Origin of the sequence: Chryseobacterium sp. POE27, assembly GCF_039727685.1 — a bacterium.
Classification (GTDB): domain Bacteria; phylum Bacteroidota; class Bacteroidia; order Flavobacteriales; family Weeksellaceae; genus Chryseobacterium.
The window spans coordinates 2259282-2273896 of record NZ_CP152475.1 but is presented as its reverse complement, the minus strand read 5'-3'; the positions used below and the strand labels follow the sequence as shown (position 1 = coordinate 2273896).

The 14615-nt window shown below is 31.1% G+C and carries 12 protein-coding genes and 1 pseudogene; 3 read left to right on the top strand and 10 right to left on the bottom strand.

Going from position 1 to position 14615, the window contains the following annotated elements; genetic code table 11:
- Positions 1 to 56: 56 nt before the first annotated feature.
- The 5 genes and pseudogenes from pyk to AAHI02_RS10740 form a co-directional block, all read right to left on the bottom strand.
- Complete coding sequence (gene pyk / locus AAHI02_RS10760; RefSeq protein ID WP_346983246.1) at positions 57 to 1502, bottom strand: pyruvate kinase; 1446 nt, start codon at positions 1500 to 1502, stop codon at positions 57 to 59.
- Positions 1495 to 1968 (bottom strand): IPExxxVDY family protein, encoded by a 474-nt coding sequence (locus tag AAHI02_RS10755; RefSeq protein WP_346983245.1) that lies wholly within the window; start codon positions 1966 to 1968, stop codon positions 1495 to 1497. The genes pyk and AAHI02_RS10755 overlap by 8 nt, the downstream gene beginning before the upstream one ends.
- A pseudogene (rnc, locus tag AAHI02_RS10750) lies at positions 1946 to 2705 on the bottom strand (ribonuclease III). The gene AAHI02_RS10755 and the pseudogene rnc overlap by 23 nt, the downstream one beginning before the upstream one ends.
- 9 nt (positions 2706 to 2714) lie before the next feature.
- Positions 2715 to 3959 (bottom strand): beta-ketoacyl-ACP synthase II, encoded by a 1245-nt coding sequence (gene fabF / locus AAHI02_RS10745; RefSeq protein ID WP_346983244.1) that lies wholly within the window; start codon positions 3957 to 3959, stop codon positions 2715 to 2717.
- Between the two features lie 35 nt (positions 3960 to 3994).
- Positions 3995 to 4234 carry an acyl carrier protein gene (locus AAHI02_RS10740; RefSeq protein WP_002976354.1) on the bottom strand — a complete coding sequence of 80 codons (240 nt, stop codon included), beginning with the start codon at positions 4232 to 4234 and terminating at the stop codon, positions 3995 to 3997.
- A 298-nt stretch (positions 4235 to 4532) separates the two neighbouring features.
- Between AAHI02_RS10740 and AAHI02_RS10735 the strand changes: the two genes are divergently transcribed.
- Positions 4533 to 5003, top strand: coding sequence for a thermonuclease family protein (locus AAHI02_RS10735; RefSeq protein ID WP_346983243.1), 471 nt, complete (start codon positions 4533 to 4535; stop codon positions 5001 to 5003).
- Positions 5004 to 5120: 117 nt separating this feature from the next.
- Here the strand turns inward: AAHI02_RS10735 and AAHI02_RS10730 are convergent, their stop codons facing one another.
- A complete protein-coding gene (locus tag AAHI02_RS10730; RefSeq protein ID WP_346983242.1) occupies positions 5121 to 5534 on the bottom strand; it encodes a hypothetical protein in 414 nt (137 codons plus the stop codon).
- Between the two features lie 497 nt (positions 5535 to 6031).
- Between AAHI02_RS10730 and AAHI02_RS10725 the strand changes: the two genes are divergently transcribed.
- A complete protein-coding gene (locus AAHI02_RS10725) occupies positions 6032 to 7162 on the top strand; it encodes a phage integrase SAM-like domain-containing protein (RefSeq protein WP_346983241.1) in 1131 nt (376 codons plus the stop codon).
- 330 nt (positions 7163 to 7492) lie between these two features.
- On the opposite strand, the gene AAHI02_RS10720 is transcribed toward AAHI02_RS10725, so the two are convergent.
- From AAHI02_RS10720 to AAHI02_RS10710, 3 genes are read right to left on the bottom strand one after another with little or no spacing between them, the layout of a single operon-like run.
- Positions 7493 to 7825, bottom strand: a complete 333-nt coding sequence (locus tag AAHI02_RS10720; protein ID WP_346983240.1) for a hypothetical protein — start codon at positions 7823 to 7825, stop codon at positions 7493 to 7495.
- 15 nt (positions 7826 to 7840) lie between these two features.
- Entirely contained in the window at positions 7841 to 8206 is a 366-nt protein-coding gene (locus AAHI02_RS10715; RefSeq protein WP_346983239.1) for a hypothetical protein, read from the bottom strand.
- 2 nt (positions 8207 to 8208) lie between these two features.
- The gene (locus AAHI02_RS10710) at positions 8209 to 8538 is read right to left on the bottom strand and encodes a hypothetical protein (protein ID WP_346983238.1); all 330 of its coding nucleotides are present in this window, start codon (positions 8536 to 8538) and stop codon (positions 8209 to 8211) included.
- Positions 8539 to 9595: 1057 nt separating this feature from the next.
- Between AAHI02_RS10710 and AAHI02_RS10705 the strand changes: the two genes are divergently transcribed.
- The gene (locus tag AAHI02_RS10705; protein WP_346983237.1) at positions 9596 to 13255 is read left to right on the top strand and encodes a hypothetical protein; all 3660 of its coding nucleotides are present in this window, start codon (positions 9596 to 9598) and stop codon (positions 13253 to 13255) included.
- Positions 13256 to 13337: 82 nt separating this feature from the next.
- Here the strand turns inward: AAHI02_RS10705 and AAHI02_RS10700 are convergent, their stop codons facing one another.
- On the bottom strand, positions 13338 to 14600 hold the full coding sequence (locus AAHI02_RS10700; RefSeq protein ID WP_346983236.1) for a hypothetical protein: 1263 nt from the start codon (positions 14598 to 14600) through the stop codon (positions 13338 to 13340).
- Positions 14601 to 14615: the final 15 nt, after the last annotated feature.

The following is a 14615-nucleotide window of genomic DNA, read 5'->3' as shown; positions in this document are numbered from 1 at the left end:
TCAAAAACTCCCGATTATTCGGGAGTTTTGCTTTATTATAACAGTTTAGTTTTAAATTAAACCGTTGTTAATCTTAATGTATTGGTTTTTCCACCTTCGTAAGATGGAGTGGCATTGATATTAATAACAAAATCTCCAGCCTCGATATAACCATAGTTGTGAGTAAGCATATTCACCTGGATAATCGTTTCATCAGTAGATTTCTTCATATCATAATGGTAAGCATGTACTCCCCAAAGAAGGTTCAGCATGGTGATTACTCTTTTATTTCCGCTATAAACGATAATGTGAGAGTTAGGTCTGTGCGCTGAAAGCTGGAAAGCCGTATATCCTGAACTCGTTAAAGTAACAATAGCAGATACATTTGTTGTTTTAGCGATTCTTACTGCTGCAAGGCAAACCCTATTAGTAATGAATCGTTCGTCGATACAATTGAAATCTTTTTCGATCGGCTCATTTTTATGCTGATAAAAATGGGTGGTTTCGATATTTTTTACAATTTTCGTCATGTTTTCAACTACCTGCACAGGATATCTGCCCACTGAAGTTTCTCCTGAAAGCATCACTGCATCAGCACCGTCCAGTACAGAGTTGGCAACGTCATTTACTTCAGCTCTTGTTGGGGTCAAACTGTTGATCATCGTTTCCATCATCTGTGTTGCAATGATCACTGGCTTAGAATAAAATCTTGCTTTTTCTACCAATGTTTTTTGAATAGCAGGAACTTCTTCCATAGGAACTTCCACCCCTAAATCTCCACGGGCAACCATTAATCCGTCGCATTCCAATAAAATTTCGTCAATATTTTTTACACCTTCAGGCTTTTCGATTTTAGCAATAATCGGAGTTTTGAATTTCCCGTTCGGATGTTTTGAAATTAATTCTTTAAGATCAATGATGTCCTGAGCATGACGAACGAAAGAGAGTGCCATCCAATCTACTTCCTGATCCAGCATGAAGTTGGCATCCTGGATATCTTTTTCCGTAAGAGCCGGAAGGGAAACATTTGTATTCGGAAGGTTTACCCCTTTTTTAGAACTTAGTGGGCCACCCTGAATTGTCTTCGCCTTTACGGTATCTGTAAGGTTGGTTTCTGTAACTTCCAGAACAAGTTTACCGTCATCGATAAGGATTCTTTCGCCTACCTTTACATCCTGAGGAAATTGTTGATAGGTCATATACACTTTTGTAGAGTCTCCTTCTATTTTTTCGTTGGTGAAGGTAAGGATATCACCAGGATTAAGGTATGAACCTTCTTTTACAACACCGACTCTAAGTTTCGGCCCCTGTAAATCTCCTAAAATTCCGACAGAGAAGCCGTACTCTTTATTAAGCTCTCGGATGATATTGATATTTGAACGAACTAAGTCGTAATCTGCGTGTGAGAAATTGATTCTAAAAACATCAACACCTGCTCTCATTAACCCTAACATTACTTCTTTCGACGATGATGCCGGTCCAAGTGTTGCGATAATTTTTGTCTTCTTTAAATACTTATTCATAATACTGGATAATTTGATAAAGTTCTTCCTCAGAACCTAATATATAATCTTGAATTGGAAAAACAAGATTTTCAGGGAGCAAAATTACGGAAAAATCAGGAAACTGTTCCGAACTATGCAAAATATATTGCACTTCTACCTGATTATTTAATAAAAATTTAATGTTTTCTTCTTCTGAGAAGAGCTCAGTTTGTATTTTTTTTTGTTTACTTTCCGAAGATCGGTTTGAAATAAATGTAAAACATGTCTTGGTAAACTTGTGATAAGCCTCAAATCGCGGAAAAAAGTAATCATAATACGACCCATGATAGATTAAATCATCAATCCTTTTAAAATTAAGATCGTTTCTTTGATTTACATTATAGAAAAACTCATGATCGGGTATATTTTTGGCTAATCTTACCAATCCTATGGTAACATCTTCAAATTCTATATCATCGAGATCATAAAGTTTTTGGATTTCCAAGTATGTTTTCTTTTTTGTTTAAAATATAAAATGCTCTTTGTGCTGCTTTTTCTTCTGCCTTTTTCTTGGAGGTTTCTGTAGCATTGGCAATTCGTTCTTCTCCAAGCCATACGTGGCACCGAAAAACAATTGACTTGTTTACCTGTATCTCTTCACAGGTTTCGTATTTTATATTCAGTTTTTTCTTTTGGCTCCATTCGAGCAGGAGGCCTTTATAGCTTACAATTTTATTTTCAAGCTTATTCATTTCGCTTGGTGTAAGAAGCCTTTCTAAAATAATTTTCCTGCAGATTTCGTAGTGAAAATCCAGATAAACAGCACCAATTAAGGCCTCAAACAAATTCCCGGAAATATTTTCCCCTAATGCTAAAGAAGTCTGCTTTTGCAAAAGGTCTGTCAATTTTAGATCTTCTCCTAATTTATTAAGATTTTTCCTATTTACAATCTTAGATTTCATTTGTGTCAGATATCCTTCATTAGCCTGAGGATATGTGCGAAACAAATGGCATGAAATGATTGTACCCAAAACAGAATCTCCTAAAAATTCAAGTCTTTCGTAATTACTGTCTTTTTTTAGAAGAATTTTTTAAAGAAAAAGCTTCACGGTAAAGCGCAATATTTTGTACCTCAGTACCGAGAATCTTATTGAGTTCAGTACTGAGAAAGTAATCTCTCTCCGTTAATTTTCTTTTTCTTTTTTTGAGAAGGAATTTAGAAAAGTATTTCTGTAACTCCATTCAGTAAATTTAGATTTTCTTAAATAGAACGCAAGCGTTATGCCCACCAAACCCAAAAGTATTGCTCATGGCTACTTTTACATCTTTCTTCGCAGCTTCATTGAATGTGAAATTCAGTCTGCTGTCGATATTTTCATCATCAGTAAAATGGTTGATGGTTGGAGGGACAATACCATGAATAATCGTTCCCAATGCAGCAATAGCTTCAATAACTCCTGCAGCACCTAAAAGGTGACCCGTCATTGATTTTGTAGAATTAATCTGAATATCAAAAGCATGTTCTCCCAATAATTTTGAAATGGCATTGGATTCCGCAATATCTCCTAATGGAGTAGATGTCCCATGCATATTGATGTGATCTACTTCATTAGCAGTTAATCCTGCGTCTTCCATGCAATTTTTCATTACCAGATAAGCTCCTAAACCTTCAGGATGCGGTGCGGTCATGTGGTGTGCATCTGCACTCAGACCCCCGCCTTTTAATTCTGCATAAATTGTTGCCCCACGTTTTACAGCGTGTTCATATTCTTCGAGAATGATAGTTCCTGCTCCTTCTCCCAGTACAAATCCATCTCTGTCTTTGTCGAAAGGTCTTGAAGCTGTTTTAGGATCATCATTTCTTGTAGAAAGTGCCATCATTGCATTGAATCCGCCGACACCACTTGCTGTAACGGCTGCTTCAGAGCCACCGCATACAATTACGTCTGCTTTTCCAAGCTGGATAAGCATTTTGGCATCAATCAAAGCATTTGCTGAAGATGCGCATGCAGATACTGTTGTGTAATTTGGACCGTGAAAACCATATTCTATAGAAATATGCCCCGGCGTAATATCCGCTATCATTTTAGGAATAAAGAAAGGGTTGAATCTCGGAATTTCCGTATTTGCCCATCCTAAAACTTCAGTCTCAAAAGTTTCTAAACCTCCGATTCCGGAACCCCAGATTACTCCGACTCTGTTTTTGTCTACGTTATCTTCAATAATTCTTGAGTGTTGTACTGCTTCTCTTGCAGCGACAAGCCCAAGCTGAGTATTTCTATCCATTTTTTTTGCCTCTTTCTTATCGAAATGCTGCAACGGATCGAAATTTTTGACTTCGCAGGCGAATTTTGTTTTGAAGTTTGTGGCATCAAAAAGAGTAATAGGAGCGGCACCGCTCTCACCTTTTACAAGATTTTCCCAGTATTCTTTTGCATTATTTCCAATAGGTGTTATTGCTCCAAAACCGGTTACAACTACTCTTTTTAATTCCATAAACTTTGTTTAATTTCTTTTTTTGTTGAAGAATATTATTTATTTACTACTTCTTCGATATAAGCGATAGCGTGTCCTACAGTAGTAATTTTTTCAGCCTGGTCATCAGGGATCTGAATGTTGAATTCTTTTTCAAACTCCATAATTAGTTCAACTGTATCCAATGAATCAGCTCCTAAATCGTTAGTGAAGCTAGCCTCCGGAGTTACTTCTGTTTCTTCAACGTCAAGCTTATCAGCGATGATAGCTTTTACTCTTGATGCAATGTCTGACATAGTAAATTTTTTTTTAATTGTTAGATGGTGCAAATATATAAAATTCTTTACGATAAAACATTTTTTTAGTCTTTTTTGTGGCTTGCAGGTGTGTATTTTGTTGTGTTTGTGTTTAGTCTTTTAGTTTTCAGTGGTTTATATTTTATTATTTCATAGTCTTGTTTATGCTTGTTTTTGTATAAAAAATGGAGATGATCTTTATTATAACTGAATGATAAGTTCCGGCTTATTATATAAGGTTTCTAATTCATATATTATGATTAGTTTTGCCTGTTATTCTTTAATATTCATTTAATTCATGAAAAAAAGTATTTGCATTTTATTCTTTTCAATTTCTATATCGCTTGTAGCACAGATCAAAGGAAAAGTTGTCAAAATAAAAGATGGAGATACAGTCGTCGTCTTACTGGAAGACAAAACCCAGCAAACATTAAGACTTGCGGAAGTCGACTGCCCGGAAAACGGCCAGGCTTTCGGGAATAATGCTAAACAGTTTACTTCCGATCAGGTTTTTGGTAAAAATATTATTTTCTACAGGGTCGGAAAAGACAGGTATGGAAGGAGTGTAGCCGGTGTATTCTATGATGGAGACAGGTATCTGTCAAGAGAGATTGTAAAAGCAGGATTCGGGTGGTGGTATTACAAAGCTTCAAAAAATACGGAACTTCAGAAGTTTCAGGATGAAGCGAAGGTGAAGAAACTTGGCTTATGGAGTGACAAAGATGCAATTTCACCCTGGGAATTCAGGAAGAATAAAAAGAGCAAGTAAAATGAAATACACTCCTGATTAAAAAAAGGAGTGTATTGGCGTTGGTTAAATCATTTCCACGGCTTGCTGATTTCAGAATTCGTGATAATATACAATATCGTATATTATTGAGATCTTTTACGATCTGCTGCAGAATGCATCCCAGGTAGTCCAGAAATGTGCATTGATAGCTCCCGGAGCCGGGTTAGTACTGTCGGCGACAATTCCTACCATAGATGCACAGTTAGAATTACATCCAATCTGATTTCTGCTTCCTTCCTGAGGTGGAATTTCGCGCCATGTTCCGGTAGAACCGTTTAAAGTTTCTACTTTAATGTCAAAAATTCCTGAAAGACCAGGGGTTTGTAGTTGTTTAGTAGGATCTTCGCTTGAAATCATGTCTTTCCAGTTTCCTTGAGAAAAAGTTACTCTCCATTGAGTAATCATTTTTACCGTGTCGTTTTGTGGCGAAATATACACCCAAAACTGCGCTCCGCCTCCTAATTTTAATTCACCTGTAGAATTTGCGTTGTAGCTTGTGTTTGCTTCCATGATATTGGTTTTTATGGTTATTTTGTATGTCAAAGTAACGTAGAAAAAAATATTCAGAATAGCGTGAAAATGACCAATTGTAAAGTTAGGTGTTTGTACGGTAAGGTATGATAGGTAATAACTATCCGTATAATAATCATGTGGATTTTAAAATAAAACCCTTAAATATTCGATTAAGGGGTGTTTTGTGGAGTTGGAGGGATTCGAACCCTCGTCCAAACAAGCAATACATAAGATTTCTACATGCCCGAAGACAAAGCAGACCAATTGTTTTAGGCTTATCTTTTAGAGTTCGGATACAATTTTGGGAACAATTTTGAATCGAAAATTTATGGCATCAGTTAGTTTTTTTTACAAGAGGTAAAGTTGAAAACAAGAGTAGTACAATCTGGGTACGGTTAAGAGATAAAGGGGTAGATGTAAAAGTCCCTCTCCCGCACTTAAAATGTAAACCCAAAGATTGGAAAAATGGAAAATGTGTTATAAGTTCACGAAATGTGAACAATGAATTAGTTGAATTGAACATTGAGCTTATCAGACTTGAGACAAAAATAATTTCAGATTACACAAACTACAAACCTGAAATAGATTTAAAGGGTTGGCTTGAATCTACTGTCAATCCAGAAAAAGTTATTTCAGAAAATATAGAACCACAGTCAAATAACATACTTTCGTTTATTGATGACTACATTAATCTAAAGAGGGATACTGTAAGTGAATCAACCATTAAGAAAGCAAACGTTGTTAAACAGTTGGTAAAGCGTTATTGTGATGACCTTAGGGCTAGAAAAAAAACCTTTAAAAATTTGAAGTTTTCTGATTTAGATAATTCTTTCAGAGTGGATTTTGAAAAGTATTGTCTTCGGGAGAACTATAAGGCATCCACAACTTATCGAAATCTTAAATTTTTGAAAATGATTTGTAAGGTTGCAGAGTCTGTTGATATAGAAGTGCATAAACATGCTTTTTTGTGGAAGTTTGATGTAGAGAAAGCATCTAGAAATTTTCCGAAGTCTGTCTATCTTACTTTTGATGAGCTAAACAAAATAGAAAGAACAGAAATGCCAAGTGAATACTTGGATAATGCTAGGGATTGGTTGTTGATAGCTTGCTATACAGGACAGAGAGTTAGTGATTATTTGAGGTTCAATTCTAGTATGATTGTGCAAGATGATGAGAATCAATCTTACATAGAGTTTAATCAAGTCAAAACGGGAACTAAGATGCAAATTCCATTACTACAAAAAGTACAAAATATTTTGCTGAAAAGAGGTGGTGAATTCCCTCGCAAGATTTCTGATGTAAATCTTAATCTATACATTAAAGATGTTTGTGAACTGGCTAGTATAGATGAGGTTTTGTACAATGGAAAGGTTATGACAATCGAGAGAGAGGGCTTGCCAAGAATCACCAGAAAAGTTTTTGGCAACTATCCAAAGTACCAACTTGTAACTTCTCACATTGGAAGGAAGAGCTTTGCTACAAACTTTTATGAAAAAATTCCTATAACCTACTTGCTGAATTTTACAGGACACAAAACAGAAAGACAACTGTTGGCATATATAAGTAAAACAGATGTTGAAAAAGCGAAATCAACAGCAAAAATTTTTAGAAGACTTGGCTATTAATCTAGTCTTGTTTAGAGTAACTTTATCAAAATAAATCAATCTGCCATTTTTACAGAGAAGTTTCATGATTTTCAATCATTTAAACTAAAAATAAAGCTTTGAAGTTGTTACTATGTATTTTTAGATAAAAAATCCCCTATAAAAAAAGGAGGGGATTAATTTTTTTTAAATGCTGTATAATACTTATGTGTCTTTCTAAATATATTTAAATTAAAATAAAGCTAATAATACTTGATTTTTTTATTTTCTTATATTCTTGTTGGACTTAAAAATTAAAAGTTGCTAATAACTTTTCCGATTGTACTTTGAAGTAAAGCTTTTTTAAACTTATCAAGTTTTAATTTGGAGGTAGTTTTCTTTACTGTAAATATAATGCAGTATCCCATCATTAATGATTTTGATATAATTCAAATATGCTTTATCGCTTTGAATTGTATTTAATTCTTTTAATTTGATAAAATAATTATTGTTGAAATATTTATATGAAATATTGTGTTGATGTTTATAAATAATATTTCCGATAATCATTTTTAAATCAACAGAATTATCCCTCCTCCATTCATGTTCAATGCAGTCTAATAAATATGGATATTCCTGCCCTAATGAAAAGACTTCATAATCAAAAATTAGTTTTAAATTAAACAGGGAGATGTAGCTTGACATATTATTATTTTAGGATTATTTTACTGTGCTCTTAATTTTGTATTTCAAATAGCTTAATATCTCTAAGTAACCTGCATTTTTTAGATAATATCCTTTGTCAATGCTACCATTATAATCAACAAATCTTTTATGCATATAGTCAGCTCCATTTTTGTTGTATATAGTCCAATTATTTATGCAGATTTGCTTTATAACGTTAATTTCAAGTCCATCTATACTTTTTTGCATGTAGTTTATTTCACCTAATATAGTTTTGAATTTATTTTCGTTTTGCTTGTAAATGTAGTTTAGTTGGTATCTATCAATACTATTACATTCAAATATTTGAGATTTGTAATTAGCACAAACTATTATGAAAAGGAATAAAATTAAATTTTTCATGTTTAGTCTGTGAGGTTAGTGTAATAGTTAAAATATCTTCCTTCATTGTTATTACAAATAACAGAATTTGCTGAACCATTTAAACACATTACAGTTGCAATTTCTCTATTTCCATAATAGAATTTGAAGAATTCAGAATTTCCATTTTTGTTATAGTATCCTCTATTAAACTTATAATCGGTCCGATAATTTCCTTCAAATACCGATAATTTGCCATCACCAATGTAATTAAGGACGCATGTTACACAATTCCAATCAATATTGAAACTAATAAAAATTTTAACTCTGTTGTTTTCAACCTTATCGTAAAATTCTTTAGTATCAGCATCCATTTTGTATTTAACAAATGATAGTTTATAGCCATTAAATTCCGTAACAGAATTTCCATCTTTTTTTTACAATAAATCCCTGAGAATATAGGAATAAGCATGAATGTAAAAATATTATTAAGAATAAAATCTTTTTCATCAGTTTAGGTTATTCTTTGTCTAAGGTAATATTGTTAACCCCATTCAACCATTGTATTTGAGTTGAACTAACTTTTTTAAACTTATAAGAACCACTGGATGTACCTGCTGTAATTACAAAATTATAATCAGTATCTGTAATTGTTTCATCAACTTTCGCAGTCTGCCCGTTGCTTGCAGTTTGTATTAGAATTGCTTTATAGCTCGTTCCATTTATGACATAAATAAAATCATCATTTGTGAATTTGTAGTAAGATGTGTTGCTAACCTTCCAAGAACCTTGAATCCATATAGGGGGGATGAAAGTATTGAGTTGTTACGGGATTGTTCTGTTGAGGTGTTGAATCCTCATCATTACCAGAGCAATTCAGAGTCAGAATTGAAAAAGCCAAAAGAGGCAGAAATAAAGTCTTTTTCATAAGATAGATTTTCATTAAATCTACCCAAACCTAAAGTAGAAAATTTGTGATTGATTAAAACAAGAAAGGTGCAGGTTTGTAACTCTTGCCTACTAATCTGTGGCTCTGGATTGCCAATACAACAATAAACAAGGACATTCCTACACCCATATGGATGTAAGTGTCAAACTGTTTATTCTGTGTTGTATTGAGAAATTTTCCAGATTTCAGATTACAGAATAAAAGCTAACAGCTTTCTTTTTTTCGATAAAATTTGAATTGCAAAGATATTAATTCAATTTGAATCTTTTAATTCTATTCTTGTAAAATTGCATTTGAAATTGCATTAGAGTGATAAAACCCTTTTTATAAGAATTCTTAATACTGGAATCCAGTATGAGTAATTCACAAGAATTAGCCTTTATCTGCCAAAATGACACAGGTGTTGTTTTAAGAAACTGACAATTAGCGATATATTGATTTTGGGAATGTTTTTTGACTTTCAAAATTCAAAAATTTATTTCATGTTCAAATCTTTACTTCAGAAAATTCAGTTCAAAAAGAGTAATAACAGCCCAGCAGAAAAAAGTATCAGTTCGTTGGCTCCAAAAATTCTTGCTGAAGCAAGGGATATAGCAAGAGTTGAGCCTTATCTTACTGCCATTAAAAATGCACTTGATGAGAACGCTATTACTAATATAGCTATTACAGGAGCTTATGGCTCAGGGAAAAGTACAATTATAAAAACCTTTCAGCATCTAAATCCAGAGTATAAATATTTAAATATCTCTTTAGCATCCTTTAATGATTTTAATGACAATGATGATTTAGAAAGATTACTTGAAGTAAGTATATTACAGCAAATATTCTATCATGTAAAACCAACAGATATTCCAGATTCGAGATTTAAGCGAATTGTAAATAATACAACAGGAAAAATTTGGTTAATTGCTACTGGATTAGCATTATGGATTTCCAGCATTTTCATACTTTTTAAATTTGATTATATCAACAAAATCAATCCCAACAATTGGAAGTTGGGGTTAAATAATATTGATTGGCTAGCATTATTAGTATTTGGTGTTTTCTTTACTGGAATAGGATTTTTCTCCAAAACATTAGTTCGGTTATTCAGTAACTCAAAAATTAATAAATTCAATATACAAGGGGAAGTTGAATTAGGAGATAATATTGACAAATCTGTTTTTAATGAACATTTAGAGGAAATACTTTATTTCTTTGAAAGAACAAAATATAATGTAATTGTAATTGAGGATTTAGATAGATTTGAAAACACAGATATTTTTACCAAACTAAGGGAATTGAATATTTTGTTAAACAATTCAAATTCCATTCAAAGTGAAAGAAATGGAGAAAAGATAAATTTCGTATATGCAATTAAGGATGATATGTTTAAAGATAAGAACGAGAGAGTTAAATTCTTTGAATATATTATACCAGTAATCCCATTTATTAACCCATCTAATGCAGATGAACAATTATCGAAACTTATTAAAGAAGCAAATTTACAGGGCGTATTATCTCAAGAATTTACTAGCGATGTTATCACATTTATTGATGATATAGACATGCGATTATTAATCAATATTTTTCACGAATTTGTTTTATATAGAGAAGCATTGAACCCAGAATTTGTTACCAAACCAGAAGAATTATTTGCAATCATAACTTATAAAAATCTTTACCCTAATGATTTTATGAAATTGCACAGAAGAGAAGGGATGCTTTATCAATTTATTAATAACAAAGGACAATATATAAATGAATTAATAAAAAAAAACGACCTACAAATTGTAGATAAAGAAAAACAAATTGACAACATTGAAGAAGAATCAGAATTGTCAATACATGAGTTGAGAGCTGTCTATATAAATAAAATCCAGAGTAAAATTCCTGATGCTGTATCTATAAATATCGATGGAAATAAAAAATTTTTTGAATTAGCAAAAGATGAAAATTTTGAAAAATTATTAGAACTAGAAAATAATAAGGTAAATTATAATTATTACAACCATTATTATAATAGCGAATATAGATTACAAGCAAGGGTTATAAATTTTTCATTTGCTGATATTGAAAACGAAGTCAATTCAAATTTTACTTATTCAGAAAGAGAACAACTTATATTAGATAAGACCAATGACAAAAAAGAAATTTTAAAAGCAGAAATTGCAAAACTCAAAAGCAGAAAACAAGAAATTAAATCTTGGGATGTAAAACAAATTTTTGAAGAAATAGACATAAATCCATATCTAGATGAATTTTCAGGCAGTCCATTAATGCGAAATTTATTACTTAATGGTTATCTTAATGAAAACTACAATGACTATATTTCGTTATTTCATGAAGTAAACTTAACCAAAGAAGATTTCTTATTTGAGAAAAAAATTAAAAGTGGAGAGCATTTAGCATTTGACTATCAATTATCAAATATTGAAACTTTGTTAAATAAAATTCCTGAAAAATATTTCAAATGGGATGGTATATTAAATTTTCATTTATTAGATTTTCTTGGGAACAACCGTGGAAAATACAAAAATCTGTATGACAAAATTATAGAACTATTGAGTAATGAAAAGGAAAATTCTATTGAGTTCATTGATGCTTATATATACAGAGAGAATATACCTATCGAAATTTTCATGCAATCAATTTGTAAATCATGGGCAGGGTTAATTGATTATTTATATAATAGCAATTATACAGAGGAAAAAATAAATTACTATTTAGAACTGTTGATAAAGTTTGTTCCAACAGATGATATTACAAAATTTCAAGAAAAGGTCTTTTTAAAAGATTTGATTGATGAAAAGCCTTATTTCTTGTCAATGATAAAAAATACTTCTGAAAACAATTATTACAACAAAATTACCTCGCTATTTAAAAGTCTTGATATCAAATTCGATACGATAAATCCCTCAACAGATGAAACAAAAGATTTATTCAACTATGTGTATGAGAACCACCATTATCAGATAAATGAGGATAATCTTGAATTAATGATTATAGAATACAGTACAGATATAGAATTAGCTGATTTAAGAAAAGCTAATTACAATTCTATTTTAAAATCAAAATGTAATCCTTTAATTATTAATATAGAGGGGAATATAAACGATTATGTGAAATATGTATTTCTAAAATTAGAAGCAAACTCAGACGAACCAGAAGAATCATTTATTTCTCTTTTAAACAATATTAGTTTAAATAAAAACCTAAAACTAGAAATCATAAACAAATGTAATTTCAGAATCACGTCTTTATCAGATATTACTGATTCAGAAATAAAAACTGCATTGATTCAATCCAACAAGATTATTCCAAATTGGGAAAATGTCATTGAATATTACATTGATTGCGATTCCAGTTTAGAAAAGCCACTTATAAACTTTTTAAATGATGAAAAAAATTATAACGAGCTTTCTAAAGAAAAAATGAATAAGGATGGAGATTTTGAATATGCAGAATTTAGAAAGAAAATTTTGTTATGTAATGATTTATCAGATGAAAGTTATAAAAAGTTATTGGAGAGCAGTATTTACATAAGGGATGAGCTCGCTTTTGAAAATTTAAGCATTGAAAAAGTTAAGTATTTAGTTGAAAAAATATTAACACTCTCAGTAAAGAATTATGAATTATTGATGAATGAATTTCCAAATGAGCATATTGAACTTATTGCTAAATATCAAGACAAGTTTATAAAAGACTTTGATAATTATATTTTGGAAGAAAAAGATATTATTTTATTGCTAGGTTTATTTAAAATAGATGATAAAACCAAAATCGAAATTATCAAAAAATTAGATGTCGATTCAATTATTAATAATAAAGATATAGCAAAAATTGTTTGTGCATTCCTAGCAAATTCATTCTATGTACCATTAGAATATCAAGTTTTAGAAGGTATATTTAAAAATACTACTTCAAGTGAAAACAGAATAAAATTACTCAACATTCAGTTTGATAAACTTTCTATTGAAGAAATAAGTAATTTGATTAAAACATTACCTTATCCTTACTCAGATGTTGGAGTTAGTAGAAAAAGACCCACAATTCCAAATAACGAGCACAATAGTATATTTGTAAAAAACCTTAGCAATAAAGGCTTGATTTCTTCTTTTGAGATAAAAAGAGAGGAAATTAAAATTGTTGCTAATTATTAATCAATCTAAAATTAAATTATTCTGTTTTAAGCATTTTTTGACAAGATTTTGATAAATTCAATTCCTGAGAATTTGAGCACCCCTATTGAGGGGTACTCAGTAATTTTTGAATTTGTTTTTTAGCATTGAAAAACTGTTGAACGCTTCCAATTTCACTTCCATATTCTTCCATTAAAATTATTGGTAAGTATTTATTTATAGTAGTTGGTGAGACTTTAGCCTCTTCTAGAATATCTTTTATCTTAAATACTCTACATTCACTCAATAAGTCAGAAAAAGAAAAACTAATCAATTGTTTTTTTTGTTCCCCTCTGTCTTTATTCAGATAGGTTATAGCTAGTTTTTGCTTTTCTCCCTTCTGAAACTCTTTTTTGGGGTCAAATAGAAATCTCCTCTTTTCATTATTAAAAGGTATCCACTCATTTCTTTTATTTAATACTGTGGTGCAAATACTTTGTATTTCATCATCGTGCATTGGAACTGTACAACATGAATTATTTACTTTACTGATAAATCCAATAAGTCTACTATCTTGCAATTCTGGATTTAATGCAATGATTTTGATAGCAATATTTGATAGGATATAATTTCTTTTTCCTTCTTTAATGACTCTAGGAATTACAACACTTGAATAATATAGTTTATCATTTCTTAAATCACAAACCCCATTTGCATCGTAAACTCTTTCTTTTTCTGATATTTTTTCTTGTAAGTTATCATATCGGATTGGGCTTTTTTCTCCATTCCATACATAACTATTAATTAAAGTATTTTTAGTAATGGAATGGTGATTTTCTTCAATATCATCAGTATCTGTGTTAGAATAGCAAGTACAGTCGAAAATATGTGCATCGGGGTTATAATAAACATCTGGGTCATATGATATAATATTTGCCCTAACAATATCACTTGCCTTATAGTCAAAAGGAATATTCAGTTGTCCTGCAATATCTATAAATGCTTCTTTAAAGTTGTTTTTATCCACTCCAGATACCTTAACCAGACAACCATAGCCCGTACCACTGACACTCTTCCAATAAGCTGTAAAATAGTTTTTGTTAAACTCAAAATCTAAACTATTGTCAATATCATAGTAAATATAATCCGTTGATTGAATAGCGTTTTTAATCTTCCTTTTCCCATCTGTAGAAAAGTTCCATAAAATGATAGGTAATCGTGTTTTTATTGAATCAAATTCATGCATCCCTTTTTGCAGAGTTCTGAGTTTTTGAATTTCTTTTACTTCAGGTCTAGAATCATCCTTAATATAATTGATTGCTTCCTGAATGGTTTGAAATGTTGTGTCTGAAAAACGTGTTTTTAAATTATTAAATTTTCTGAACATAAATATGTATTTTAT

What these genes read in the sequence shown, in the direction of transcription:
- pyk (WP_346983246.1), bottom strand. Translation starts at nt 1,502, where the DNA reads ATGAATAAGTATTTAAAGAAGACAAAAATTATCGCAACACTTGGACCG.
- AAHI02_RS10700 (WP_346983236.1), bottom strand. Translation starts at nt 14,600, where the DNA reads ATGTTCAGAAAATTTAATAATTTAAAAACACGTTTTTCAGACACAACA.
- AAHI02_RS10735 (WP_346983243.1), top strand. Translation starts at nt 4,533, where the DNA reads ATGAAAAAAAGTATTTGCATTTTATTCTTTTCAATTTCTATATCGCTT.
- AAHI02_RS10720 (WP_346983240.1), bottom strand. Translation starts at nt 7,825, where the DNA reads ATGTCAAGCTACATCTCCCTGTTTAATTTAAAACTAATTTTTGATTAT.
- AAHI02_RS10710 (WP_346983238.1), bottom strand. Translation starts at nt 8,538, where the DNA reads ATGGATGCTGATACTAAAGAATTTTACGATAAGGTTGAAAACAACAGA.
- AAHI02_RS10740 (WP_002976354.1), bottom strand. Translation starts at nt 4,234, where the DNA reads ATGTCAGACATTGCATCAAGAGTAAAAGCTATCATCGCTGATAAGCTT.
- AAHI02_RS10715 (WP_346983239.1), bottom strand. Translation starts at nt 8,206, where the DNA reads ATGAAAAATTTAATTTTATTCCTTTTCATAATAGTTTGTGCTAATTAC.
- AAHI02_RS10730 (WP_346983242.1), bottom strand. Translation starts at nt 5,534, where the DNA reads ATGGAAGCAAACACAAGCTACAACGCAAATTCTACAGGTGAATTAAAA.
- AAHI02_RS10705 (WP_346983237.1), top strand. Translation starts at nt 9,596, where the DNA reads ATGTTCAAATCTTTACTTCAGAAAATTCAGTTCAAAAAGAGTAATAAC.
- fabF (WP_346983244.1), bottom strand. Translation starts at nt 3,959, where the DNA reads ATGGAATTAAAAAGAGTAGTTGTAACCGGTTTTGGAGCAATAACACCT.